Below are 12,494 nucleotides of genomic sequence, written 5' to 3' on the forward strand. Positions count from 1 at the left end.
AATCAATAACCACCAATGGAATAACTCAACACGGCGTCCGCCCTGGAACCTGCTGAGTTGAACGCGTAAACGCGGAAGCTCTGTGCATAGGCCAGCAGGCTGCCGGACGAGTCTGCCGTGGTCACGGCGACGGTGTAGTTGTTCGCATCGATCACGCCGGACACCTCATAGATGCCGCTGGGCATGGTTCCGCTGCCCGTGTTCAAGCGCACGGTTTGACCAGCCACCAAGTCATGCGCCGGACAATTCACGGTTGCCACGTTGCTGGCAACGATGTAGCTGCCGTCAATGTGCGCGTGGTTGAAGGCGTACGTGGGCTGCAGCGGAACTGCGCCCGCGATACTCATCGTGATGGCCGTCACGTCGTAAAACTCTTCAGGGAAATTAACGATCGTGCCAACCAAGTCAGCGGCAACGGCACCGACGATGCCGTTGGCGGTTTTCTTCTGTGCGTCTAGGCTGACTCGCAGACCATTGATGCTGTAGAGGTCATCGCCGCTGTTGGCGGCCACCTCGACGCGCGCCTTGATGTATTCAAAAGCCGTCGCGAACGCTCCGACACTGCCACCTGAACCCGCGCCGGCAAAAAGCCAGCTGACGGCGTCGTTGCTCGTGTACAACCGCACCGTCACGGCAGGGTCACCGGCAATTGCGTCGCCGGCCACAGACAGGCTGACTTGGCATGCGGGCAGAGTCGAACCGAAGTCGAACACCACCTCGTAGCTGCCGCTGCCCATACCCGGCTGCGCAAAGATCGGAAGCCCTGCGGCCACTTGATCTTGAGGTGTGGTCCACTCGTTGCTGTTGAAATGTTCTGCGAATGTCTCGGTGGTTTTCAGAGGCAGCAGGATGCGACGTCCCTGAGGCGTGCCGACCACTTCCTCGCGCACTGCATTCACCAGCGTTCCGCCGGTGAGGGTGTCGTCAAAGTCTCCGAAGAAGACGAAACCTGCGGGGCCCGTCAGCCGGACAGTGAGGCTCACCGGGTCACTCAGATAACCGTCGGTGTCGCGCACGGCCATCCAGTAGGTGTAGTTGCCAGCCTCCAACACGTCCGTCACGGTGAAGCTGCCATTCTTGTAGCCCACCAGATCAGACTCGTCCCAGGAATCGCCCACGCGGATCACCACATCCAGCACCGGCAAGGTGGTGGACGCAGGCATGTCCCAGTAGAAGATGGCACGGTTGCCGATGGTCTGCGCACGGAAGTTCTGCACCTGAGCCGGCCGAGCCTTGTGAAGACTGATCACACGGCCAGCGGACACGTGGCCCAGCTTGTCGACGCGCTGTAGCGTGAAGATGCGATCCCCCAGCCAGTTCGCAGCGAGCGTGATGGTGTTGGCGTCCACTTCTTTCACTTCGGGCTCTTCAGGACCTTCGGGCGTGTAGCTGATGCGATAGCAGCGCAGGCCAAAAATCGGCTCCGTCGCTGTGCTCCAGCTCCAGTCCAGCGTGACAGTCGCGGCCGTGAGTGAGGTGTCCGCGAACACGTGGCGAATATCACCCACCAGGTCGTCTGGTGCGGTGGAGGTCAGGGAGATGCTCGTGCTTTGCTCGCTGTAGACACCGCTGCTGTCGTAAGGGCGTACGTACCAAGTTTCTGCTGCGCCGATCGTGGCAGGCTGCACCAGACAGTTGAGATCTCGTCCTGAATAGAGAATTTTCGAATCTTCTCCAGGATCACCCCAGCCGAAATCCGAGGTGCGAACCTCGTAGCCGACGACATCGCTTTCCGGACTGGCTGTCCATCGCAGACGCCAGCCCGGTGCTGCGCCGTTCGCACCCTCGGCCGTTCCAGTCAGGTTTTGCACGGGGAGCGGCGGGGCCAGCAATCCTTTGGCGGTGTAGGACAGCGTGTAGGGTTGGCCGCGTAACGCGCCGTTGTAGGGGCGCAGCTCCAGCAACCAAGTTTCTCCAACGGAGGCACGCCAGCTGATTTGTGCGCTGCGTCGCACGCTGCTCAACAGGCGCATTGGCGGGGCCACGCTGGTGGAATTGAGGTCCTCGAGCGCGCCCCACAGCTCCATGTAATCACACTGGCCACTGATCGAGCAAATCGCGGTCGCCTCGTTGTACCAGGCTTCCCCGGTTTGCTGCCGGTCCTCGGAAACCAGTACGCGTGTGATTGAGGGAGCACGGGGCAAAAGGGTCGCGGAGGGCGGAGGCGTATACGTGTTGTTCAGGATGTAGTCCCAGAACTCTTTCGGTTCGGGGACTGCAGTAATCACTGCTCCGGTCAGTGCCGCATTGGGACGCACTTCCGTGATCCGGACGCGCATGCCGGGCGTCTCCTTGAAGTCATACATCCACAGGGTGTCCCGCACGTGGGTGCTGGCCTCCATCCCGGGCACGGACACGCCACTAGGCCACGCCGTGGAAACTCTGATGCTGCTGCCGTCAACGGCCACGCTTGACACTTCGAATACGCGCATTGATCGTTCGCCTGGTAGCGCCAGGCCCAGCATGCGCAGGGGTTCAAGATCGGCTGCGGGAACCGGCTTGTCCAGCAGGACGGTGAAGCCTTCCTCCCCCTCGCCAAGGGAGCCGTGGAGCGTGATGCCGCGAACCGCACCACCGTAACCCCATTGCGTCAGGTCGTGGCTGAGTTGGATGATCTGGTTGGCCGAATAGATGCGGTACAGAAGATCCAGCTCAAAACTGATACTGCGTCGTCCAAACATGCTCTGCGCGAGCTTGAACCTGGCATGTTCTGCGGCTTGAGCTTCGTGATAAATGCCTGCAATCGATTCGCGGTAGGTGGCCTGCGGGACTTCGATGCCCGGGGGCTGCACGCGCACGCTTTGCCAGGTGTAGTTGCGTGCCGCGTCGAAATACTCCAGTTGAACTTCATCGGCCGTGCGCGCCAGGTCGTAGTGAACACTGAAGCTGCGCGCCTTCATCACAGCCATGTTGATCGTGCCCTGATGGGGTTGATTGGGCGACATCCACGTCACGCCCCAGCGACCCGTGCGCCCTCGGCTGACACGGCCAAAGCCGCATGTCGCAATGATTCCGAGCAGGCGACCGATGTCTGGGCTTCTTTCTTGCAAGAACAGATCACATCGCCAATCGTTCAGCGTGCAATCGACCATGAATGCCTTGAGCGTCTCGAGATCAATGCGATCTTCAGGCAATCCTCCGCCTGCAAGCAGCTTGCCATCGCTTTCACGCGTCCATCCGCGCAGCACCTTGAGAATCTGCGCGCCGGGGTTGCTGGTTCCATTCGAACCTGGCTCGGAAACCGTGATCCACGAAGATCCATCCCACAGCTCCAGCGGTTCGCTGCGCGCGACCCAGCTCAGTTCGTCGAGAGAACCATTGAGCTGACCACTGGCCCGGACGACCACCTGCACACGGGGCAACTGCTCATAGGTGGAGGTCTGCTTTTGATAGCTTTTGAGGGCTTGCCAATAAACCGTGTTGCTCCCTCTTTGGCCCGTGTAGTTGGCCGTGACTTTCCGCACGCGCACTTCATATTGGCCATGTTCTGGCGCGTTCTCCTGCGGCAGGTCGACCACAGCGGTCAGTCGGACGGGTTTGGTGGAAGAGGACTTCAGCTCAATGTCGACGGGTGTGTAGGTGTCGGTGTAAGGTTCGACCCAGACCTCACTACCGTCGATGGGGGAGTATTCGAGATGTCCATCGACCGTGACTTTGTAGGGCTCTGTCTTGTACAGCGTGGTCCACAGACCCGAACTGCCAGCCGCACGATATTCGGCTTCCAGGTGCAGTACGCGCTCTGTCAACTTGCCGGTGCTGCTCATGCCGTAGAGGCTGGCTTCGATGTCCAGGGCAATCCGCACGGTGTTTGGGCTGGTGGTGCGAACCGTCCATTCACCCGGACTCGAAGGCGCGTCCAGCAGCAACCCCTCGGAAGTGTCCACATTCGTCGGCTTGAACAATGGTGCGTCCGTGTTGCCACTGGGAAAGCCATTCTTCAGAACCTGTACATCGGCGTAGTTCGACAGATCAGTCTGACCGAGCTTGATATCCGACACGGAAGCGCAGTTGATGCCAGCGTGGAAAGTGGCCGCCATGTACTGGTCTGACCCTTCGAACCAGGTATAGGGCTGTGCGGCGTAGTCCGGGACGCATTTGGTTTCTCCCAGCACAAGGCACATGGATTCGTAAGGCCGTGGACGGTTGCGTCCGCCTTGCAGGGAATAGGTCGGCGGCCCTTGGTCAACACCCCGCGCAGGCTCACGTAGCGTGGGCATGAGATGGCGCTGAATCAGCATCATGCCGCCTGCGTAAGCCAGACCGTACACAGCAGGAGCAGCAGCGCCTGCGCCCGCAGCCCAGGTTGCACCTGCGCCTGCTGTGTAATAAGTCAGCACCGCAATCGCGACAATCGCAACCACGCTGCGCGCGTCATCGCCGCGTACCAAAGCCTGTACCTCAATGGTTTGCCCTGGTTTGACCCGCATGCGCGACCACATGTTGCACGGAACTTCCAAGCCACTGATGCTGACCGACCAAGCATCTCCGTGCTGATCCGTGATGTTGGCTTCGCGTTGCAGAAAGCTGGCGAGTGTTTCGTCAGGCAGCACTTCAACCACGCGTGGCAGCAATGGCGGCTGCATGGGCTGAGGCGCCAGAACGAGGCTATAGGACTCCATCACAACCACTCCCGAAATTCAACAACACGCAAGCCCAGTTCGCCCACCTCGGCCAGCGGCTGCAACAACACACCCAACTCGGTGCTGTGTGCGTGCAGCAGCCAAGGCGTACCCGCCGAATTCATCACGACCGTGCCAATATGCCAACGACCCTCCTGGCCGCGCATGAGGGCGATGCAACCCGTTTCTGGCTCGCTCAGCAAGCGAGTGCAGGCGTTCGCGTAGCGCGATATGGCTACGGCCTGACTTTTTTTGCCGCGAGGATGGACGGGAATTCGGACTTCGCGGCCGAAGACTTCCCTTTGAACATCAACGGCGAGATCGACGCAGTCAAAGCTGTCGACGATGTACCGTCGGTTGGTGTAGTGCTCCACGTCGCGTAAACGCACGTGTTGAATGGCTGCGGTCACGTTTCAACCTTCGAAGATGTCCTGCGCACTGTCGTTGTCGTAGCGCAGTCGAATTGCGGAGGTCCGCAAGAACCCGTCATCGCCCAAGGAAAAACTCAGAACGAACGAGTCCGCATTGGCGCCGGAGATGCCACAGACGTATTCCCAGATCACAGTCTCTGGGTCGTTACGGCTCACGAAACGCTGCGTGCATTCCATGGCGGCGTTGGGAGGCAAGGCTTCCAGCAGAGGCAAGACATCGCGCGCCACGTTGTCTATTTCAATGCTGGCGCGCGCGGCTTCACCGTTCACATCCTGCGGCGGTGTGTAGCGCAGAGGCAAGCCGATGTAGGTCTGGCCGCCAATCGTCCAGTTGCGCGTGTCGTTCACCAAGCGAACCGGATCGTTGCCACCGATCACATCGATCAGCAAGAGCAAGAGATACCCATCACCATCTACGCTGGACTGTGCCTGTCGAAGCTGCGCAGACGTGAGTTGAGAGGTCGGGTTCGTCATACGCTCCCAACCCACATAGGCTTGACGACTTCCAGCTTGAGCACACGTGTGGCATAGGCCAAGTTTGGGCTCTGGTAGCTGATGGAACCGAGCTTGCCACCCTGGAGGTGCGCTTGAACAAGTTGACCGTCACGCGGATCAATGAAGTCAAACCAATCCGCTCCACCGTTGATCGTGTCGCGGAACCAACTGAGACGGAAGTTGTTTTCCTCGGCTTGCGTGTTGAAGTAGACAGTGACCTGCAGGATGTCGAGCGCATCGCTGCGCGTGCGTCGATAGCGCGGGATACCGCCTTCGGTTTCGCTGGCCACGACGACCACGCCAGGTTCGTCGGAAAGGTCTTGCCAGCCGTATTGGAGATCGGAGGGAAATGCAGCCATGTTTCAATCACCCCCGCGCAGGTTCATAACCGCGGCTGCGCAGTGCCGAGTGCATGGGCCCATAACCACCGGCGACCTGGTCGGCCGCTTTGGCGACGGCTTGTTCAATCACGATTTGCAGCACGTCCTCGCCATTGCCACCGGCACCGCGCTGCACACTGGTGTTGACCTGTGAGCCGTTGTTGTTGATGACTTCGACCTTGAGGTTCATGGGTGCGGCGCCAGCGCCTTCATTGGCCTTCATGCCCAAGGCTTTCATCTGGCCCGGTGTGAAAACGCCTTCGCCTGCCTGGGCAATGATGGGTACCTCCCCCGAGACCAGGCCGCCGCTGTGACGACGCTGTGCACCGTTAAAGACGGCCGGGTCAACCACTTTGGATGAAAGAAAATCGCTGCCTATCACCCCACCTGTGTGTGCTGTAGCTCTTCCCGCACCTGCAGCATCCGGGCTTGAACCGCCGTTAAACATGCCCAGAAATGTGTTGACCAGCCCCGTGACCAATTTCTGGGTGGCAACGCGCTGCATCTCCTTGATCATGGAGTCCGCAAGACCCTTGGCATTCAGTTTTCCGGTCTGCGCCCACTGAATAAGCGCGTCTTCCATACCGACCGTGGTGCTCTGGAAAAGATCGGAGGCGTAAGTCGCGTTGCCGTCCACGGTGTTGACGTAGTCAGCCCAGGCTGTCTGGGTTTGGCGCGTGATGGATTCCGCCAACCCCGTGACGGTTCCTTCACCGTTCAGTGCCCACTGCATGAGGGAGTCTCCCATGCCGAGGGTCGACGACTGAAACTGATCAGCGGCTTCGCGCGCCCTTCCGCCAACCGTGTTGACGTAGTCAGACCAAGCTGACTTTCCATCACTGATGAGGGAATCCATCACACCCTTGGTGCTGAAATTCCCGGTCTTCCACCACTCCTTGGCAGCGTCTTTCAGCGCGTCCCCTGCGTTGCTTCCCGCCTTGTCGGCAAAGTCCTTCCAAGCAGTCTTGGTGTCGCCTTTGACCGAATCTGCGAAGTCCTTGACGGTAGATTTGCTTTTCTGACCCCAATCCAGGATCGTTTGCTCCATGCCACGGGTAGAGGTTTCGAACTGCGCCGCGGCTTCGTTCACGCTGTTGGTGACGGTGCTGGAGTAGTCTGCCCAGGCGGCCTTGGTGTCGCGGACCATCGAGTCCGCGAAATCCTGGGCGATCGATTTGCTGGTCTCGCCCCACTGCACGATGGCATCTTCCATGCCCCGGGTGGTGGTCTGGAAAATCTGGGCAGCCTGGTTTGCGCCGTCCCCCAGGATCCTGGCGTACTCGCGTGCCGTTTCACGGGCACTTTTTTCTAGGACCGCCAAAGCACTGCTGTCGATGGTCGGATTGATGCGCACGGTTTGCTGATTGGTCGCCATGTCTTACCTGTTGAAAAGTGTCAACGCCTCGTTTTCCATGATCTGGACTTGTTCGAACACGTCGGGCCAGTCGACTTCCTCGACACCACAAACGCGGCGAACCATGTCCAGGGCGATGTAGTCCAGACCAATCCAGTGCATTGAGGAAGCCCCTGCAATGACACGCCATTGCGTGTTGCACGACAGAAAGACGTTCCATGCACTCGCATGCTCGGTCCACAACTCAACGTCCTGCGGTGCTCTGCTCGCAGGCTGACTTCGAAGCAGCTTTGAAAAGTCAATGCCGAGGAGGTCGCAGTCTGATTCGAGGGATGCTTCGCTGGCTTGGTCGTTCAGGCCGCCGTCTGCGCTGAACTGATGGCGGACGGCGGCACGGAGTTTTTTGCAGCGGCCTCACGCTGCATCACGGCGGCATGGTCAAAGAAGCTCACGGCCATCGCTTGCTCGATTTCCGGGTAAGCCTCTTCGGTTGCCAGGCGAGCGTCTCGGTTGTAGGGCACAGGCCGACCATGCTCGTCATTCATGCCATCCCAGCCCGTCATGACTTTGTCTAGAAGGACCGAGACGTCGATCTCGCCCTTGCCCAGGGCGTTCATGAGTTCTGTGCGTTCGGTCTTGCCCAGTCGCCGGAAGGTGCAGTGGAACTTGACAGCCACCATCTGACCATCCGTACCGTGCATGTGATAGGTAGCCGGGCACTTGATATGGGCCGGGGCGTTTGCGATTTTGACTGCCATGTTCCAACTCCTTCTGTTACTGGTCAGCGAACGACGATCTCCCATTCGTCGTTACCCGACGTGGGAATGAAGCGCAGCGGCACAGTGATTTGCTGGATGCCGTCGCTGTCAGCAAAAGCGGGCTTGCCGAGTTGAACTTTGTTCGCGTTCAGTTCAACGATGTTGGAGCCGCCTGTGCCGTGGCGCAGCGTGAGTGCGCCACTCGTGGCGGTGCGAGCCAGCTCGGTCCAGTTCTTCTCGCTGACCAGTGTGTTGTCGAAAGTCACGCTACCGCTGCTTTTGCGCCCTGTGATTTCCACTGTGTTCACATTGATGAGATCCCGCTTGACGACCGTCAGCCCCATGTCGAAGCTGAAGGCGCTTGCGGCCACCGTGGTGCCATGGAGGGTCAGGCTGGTGTTGGACGCATTCACTCCCAAGGGTTGTTCGAAAGCGGTGTAATCCACAGACGGCAGTGGCTCGGAGACAGCCGCTTGGTAAGTACCCCAGAATTCGAACTGAAGCTTGGGCAATGATTTGGCTGGTGCGTCAATCTTGCAGTTGGCCATGCCTGCCATGATTTTTTGCCGATTGCCGCCGATGTTGATGTACAGAGTCACGCTGTCCAAATCTTGGCTGATAGGCGCAAACGTGACATCCGTTCCCGCTGTGACTGTCACATCGCATGCACAGGCACGGAGCAAATCGGCGTATCCCGGCTCGCTGCCGGGGACCGCGACTCCAGCAAATTCCACATCGAAGCTCAGCTTGCAGTACTGGGTCACCATCGCACTGCCGCTGTCACCGAAGTAGGGCCGGATCACCTCGCGCTCAACTTCATCACCTTCCAAGGGGGTGAAGCTGACGTTGCTCACCAGCATCGCGTTGGCTGCACCCGTGGGTGCGCTGTCTGTACCTTTGGTGGTTTCCAGCTTCGCGAGGATGACGGTTTGTTTCAGAAAAATGCTCATAGGTGGCTCCAGGTGGTTAATTGAAGTTGGGTGCTGTGACACAGCACGCCGGCAAACAGCTTCGGACTGTTTTCGATGACCTGAACCCCTGTGTTTCGGTTGTCTTCTTCGCCAGTAACGACCACAGGACCAGGTGAAAAAATGCCACCAAACGTCAAATCGGTACGCATGGCTGAACGCAGGCGCTCAATCAGGTCATCTAAGATGAGTTCACTGCTTGCAGCGTCATCCAAGGCCAGAAATCCTTGGATTTGCCAAGTCGTTAAATTGACAGTGCGTGCTGTATTCGCCTGCCACTCTTGAGTTCCGGACCGGCGCAACCACCAACCACGTACATGTGGATCGGTCATCGCATCAGTAGCGCTTCCGGTGGGCGGCGAGTACATATAGAACTGGCGCAGCAGGTTCTCGTCGGTTGAATAGCGCTCACGGCTATGTACCTGACCAATGCCTGGGACCGCCTCCATTGCGGCCAGGATCGCTGCTCGTTGTTCGGAAAGAGTGCTCATGTCGTGAGTTTTCCAATTGGTAAAGACCAGAAAATTTCAATCCTGCTGATGAGTCGCGGAAAAAATCGTCGATTCAGATTCGCGTTGATTTGTTTCTGAAGAACGTCATGTCATCCTGAATAAGATAAAAATTCGATTTTTCTGATCTCTTTTCTGATTCCATGAAAAGTTTTCTAAGCGATGAGCGAACTTTGCAGGTTCTCCGAAAAAAGAGTAAGGCCTGCATAAGATGGACTAGATAAATGGAGGCCGATCAAGCAACTGCGCCCTCGGGACGATTGAGTTGCCGCACGAATTAAATGTTGCTAATAAGCAATTCGTGTTAAAGATAGGACATGTTTAAGAAGGACCTCCTTCGAGAAAGGCGGTTGGCCCCTTCAAGTGGCGGCAGACCGATATGTAGTTGCGTGGATCGGTCAAGCCATTTGCCAATCAGAACTCTTGTCATGTCAATCGAACTGCATCTGGGCAATCACCGATCTTTTTGCTGAGTTTTGGCTAAATAAACTTTGAGCAAGTACAGCCGTTGATTGACTGCAGTTGTCAAATTTTCCTTTTGAATCGTCTGTCTGAAACCATGTTCTGGTCAGACAATTCGCATCCCACTCGAGCTCTGCGTTCGAGAGGAAAAAGATATTCCATGCAGTCAACTTACATGGAGGCTGGATGCATGACCCACCAAAAAATGTTGCGCCTTGCTCTAGACTCTTGATGAGTGGGAACGCTGACGAATGAATGGCGTCAATCGGTGTTGCGCTAAGGGTTTTGTACCTGCTTGATGTAATCAATCAGTTTCTGATGTCTGATTCTGTTTTCAGTGCAGATGCGGGCGTTTTCGAAATGATTGTTCCAGGCATCACTGAGCGTGAATTCCGATTCAGTTTGACAGGTGGTGTCGGTTCCTGCAGAAGTTCCGCAGGCACTAATATCGAGTTCGTCGTGTTGCTCGAGGATTTCGTTCCACAGCCATGCAGCACCTGCAGTGATAGCAGGATCTGGAGCAGAGCCAACGTTCTGAGCGAGAACAATCGGGTTGGAGCGAGTGTAGGCAAGGTATCTTCCTTCGAGCAGCTTGAACTGATTTCGTTGTTCTGCAAGTTGCGTGTTGAGCTCATGAGCTGATTTTTCTCCGCGTTCCCGTTCTTGTTGGATCGCTGCTGCTGCGTCTTGAGCTGCTTTTGCCTGTCGCCTAAGCCACTGGCCATCTGCTTGCTTTACGCCTGCCCACCAAGAGCTTCCTGCAACCAGAATCAGTGCCAAGGAGAGCGCAGCTAGGCGAAAGAGAATCTCTGTCACGGGTTAGGCTCCCTTGATTCGTCGGTGTATGCATGCAAAGTCGCCTGCTTCACCATCCGAAGTACTGGGATAGCGATCCCAAACGCCAGTAGGACGTGAGGCCAGTACTCAGCAGGAACCAGTGGTTGGGCAAGTGGAAGGATCTCACTTTGCAACATCGAGAGAACTGCTAGCAGCGCAGAGGCGATCACGGAGGAGGCGCGCCATAGAACCCGTTGATTGCTAGCCTTGTAGTACCGAAGCCCAATGAAGAGCAGGACCAATGCTCCCGCCCCGAGGGCTGCTTGCCCCTGAGAAAATGGCGCAAACATGTATTGCATCATCGAGAAGATCAACAGTGCACCCGCTGCCCACAAACTGTGAAATTTGGGCGCTTGACGCCAATCGGTGACAAGGGAGATGGAGATGGGTCCGAACGTCATCCAATGATTCCTTTCATGTAGCGAGTTTTTGCGCCCGTTTCAAACACCGCAGTGAGGATTTCTCTTCGCCAAGAGTCCTGCGTCTCATGGCCAATTCCCAGGTGAACCCATGTGCCCTCATAGATCAATTGGTTGAACGCCAGGGCGCTATTTGCCAAGAAACGGCAAATAGTCAGTGGCGAGCCAAACCCCGGGCAGGTGAAGTCGGCTGCCAATCCCTGCATGTGCGCCGATGTCGCCGATCCACCCACGATGGCGTTCACCACAGGGCTGCGGTAGCCGCTGCTGATGAAAACTGGCTTGCCTAACAGTTGCCTTACTTGTTCAAGGACTTCGGCCAAACGTCGGAGATTGCCCAGTTGGCTGTTGCTGGGGGAGTTGCGTAGACCAGCCCGTGTCGCGGCTTGCGACACGGTAAATTCACTGAGACGGAAATGCTGAGAGAGCTGGAGGTCGTCCTGCATGCCCGCAATGTTGGTCGCTGCAGGCGAAACAGATAAGGCCAGCAAACGCTGGCCTTGGCTTTTCATGTTGGGAAGGTGCAACCCAGGGCAGACATGAGGCGCCGAGATTGCGATGAGGATTGAAAGCTACATGAAAGCTTCGGCCACCGCGCATGAGTGCTTAGTTACGCATTCCAGCAATGGGCATCTTTTGCTCGTTTCCATCTCGGCGGAGTGCCTTACGCTGCTCGACGGGACTACGTATGCCCAAGCTCAATCCAAGAAGGTTTTTTAAAAGAGCCGCTAATGGCCAGCGCAAACGCAAATGTAGCGGCAGCCTCGGACGTCACATGGAGCGTAACGTCGCCAGTGATTTGCAAGGCGTAGTCACCGCTATTGACCTGGAATACTTGGCTCGCCATCGAATTAGCCTCCTTTTCTCTTGGCGATCACAACATTCCCAACGATTTGGCGAGCGCCTCTACCCTTATTGATTTGGGTAATCTGGCTCGCCTCTGACGACCTCTTCTGCCGCGTTTCATCAGCAATGGATCGTTCATCTTTTTCCCATGCCCGCTTCAAGAGCTCGTCGATCGAGATACCCAAGCGGTTGGTGATCTTGACGAGGTAAAGCACATCAGGAGTCGTTTCTCCTGCTTCGATTCGGTACTGACTTGCCAGGCCAATGCCAGCAAGGGCTGCGAGTTCGGCCGGTTTGCATCCAAGCTCTCCTGAGATTGCTCGAATTGCGGCTCCCAGCCTTTCGCGCAGCACTTGGTCTTCCGTGGAGAGCAGGTTCTTTGGCATGGTTGAGTAAATTCCGGGGTTAAATTCTCA

At 57.2% G+C, this 12,494-nt stretch carries 13 protein-coding genes; all 13 read right to left on the reverse strand.

Annotated elements, in window-relative coordinates; all coding sequences use genetic code 11:
- Positions 1-2 precede the first annotated feature (2 nt).
- A complete protein-coding gene (locus ACLBKS_RS02155; RefSeq protein WP_410191143.1) occupies positions 3-4,619 on the reverse strand; it encodes a hypothetical protein in 4,617 nt (1,538 codons plus the stop codon).
- The gene (locus ACLBKS_RS02160; RefSeq protein ID WP_410191144.1) at positions 4,619-5,029 is read right to left on the reverse strand and encodes a hypothetical protein; all 411 of its coding nucleotides are present in this window, start codon (positions 5,027-5,029) and stop codon (positions 4,619-4,621) included. Before ACLBKS_RS02160 ends, ACLBKS_RS02155 begins: the two co-directional genes overlap by 1 nt.
- Before the next feature lie 3 nt (positions 5,030-5,032).
- A complete protein-coding gene (locus ACLBKS_RS02165) occupies positions 5,033-5,524 on the reverse strand; it encodes a DUF1833 family protein (RefSeq protein ID WP_410191145.1) in 492 nt (163 codons plus the stop codon).
- On the reverse strand, positions 5,521-5,904 hold the full coding sequence (locus ACLBKS_RS02170; protein ID WP_410191146.1) for a hypothetical protein: 384 nt from the start codon (positions 5,902-5,904) through the stop codon (positions 5,521-5,523). The genes ACLBKS_RS02165 and ACLBKS_RS02170 overlap by 4 nt, the downstream gene beginning before the upstream one ends.
- A gap of 7 nt (positions 5,905-5,911) precedes the next feature.
- Positions 5,912-7,300: a phage tail tape measure C-terminal domain-containing protein gene (locus ACLBKS_RS02175; RefSeq protein ID WP_410191147.1), complete on the reverse strand. Its 1,389-nt coding sequence runs from the start codon at positions 7,298-7,300 to the stop codon at positions 5,912-5,914.
- 3 nt (positions 7,301-7,303) lie between these two features.
- The gene (locus ACLBKS_RS02180) at positions 7,304-7,522 is read right to left on the reverse strand and encodes a DUF1799 domain-containing protein (RefSeq protein ID WP_410191148.1); all 219 of its coding nucleotides are present in this window, start codon (positions 7,520-7,522) and stop codon (positions 7,304-7,306) included.
- A 110-nt stretch (positions 7,523-7,632) separates the two neighbouring features.
- Positions 7,633-8,037 (reverse strand): hypothetical protein, encoded by a 405-nt coding sequence (locus ACLBKS_RS02185; RefSeq protein ID WP_410191149.1) that lies wholly within the window; start codon positions 8,035-8,037, stop codon positions 7,633-7,635.
- Positions 8,038-8,060: 23 nt separating this feature from the next.
- Positions 8,061-8,987, reverse strand: a complete 927-nt coding sequence (locus ACLBKS_RS02190) for a phage tail tube protein (RefSeq protein WP_410191150.1) — start codon at positions 8,985-8,987, stop codon at positions 8,061-8,063.
- A complete protein-coding gene (locus ACLBKS_RS02195; RefSeq protein ID WP_410191151.1) occupies positions 8,984-9,496 on the reverse strand; it encodes a hypothetical protein in 513 nt (170 codons plus the stop codon). Before ACLBKS_RS02195 ends, ACLBKS_RS02190 begins: the two co-directional genes overlap by 4 nt.
- Positions 9,497-10,252: 756 nt before the next feature.
- Positions 10,253-10,792, reverse strand: a complete 540-nt coding sequence (locus ACLBKS_RS02200; RefSeq protein WP_410191152.1) for a hypothetical protein — start codon at positions 10,790-10,792, stop codon at positions 10,253-10,255.
- Positions 10,789-11,214 carry a hypothetical protein gene (locus tag ACLBKS_RS02205; RefSeq protein WP_410191153.1) on the reverse strand — a complete coding sequence of 142 codons (426 nt, stop codon included), beginning with the start codon at positions 11,212-11,214 and terminating at the stop codon, positions 10,789-10,791. The genes ACLBKS_RS02200 and ACLBKS_RS02205 overlap by 4 nt, the downstream gene beginning before the upstream one ends.
- On the reverse strand, positions 11,211-11,744 hold the full coding sequence (locus ACLBKS_RS02210) for a D-Ala-D-Ala carboxypeptidase family metallohydrolase (RefSeq protein ID WP_410191154.1): 534 nt from the start codon (positions 11,742-11,744) through the stop codon (positions 11,211-11,213). The genes ACLBKS_RS02205 and ACLBKS_RS02210 overlap by 4 nt, the downstream gene beginning before the upstream one ends.
- A gap of 339 nt (positions 11,745-12,083) precedes the next feature.
- Positions 12,084-12,464, reverse strand: a complete 381-nt coding sequence (locus ACLBKS_RS02215) for a helix-turn-helix domain-containing protein (protein ID WP_410191155.1) — start codon at positions 12,462-12,464, stop codon at positions 12,084-12,086.
- Between the last annotated feature and the right edge of the window lie 30 nt (positions 12,465-12,494).

Origin of the sequence: Hylemonella sp. W303a, from assembly GCF_046452315.1 — a bacterium.
GTDB lineage: Bacteria > Pseudomonadota > Gammaproteobacteria > Burkholderiales > Burkholderiaceae_C > Hylemonella.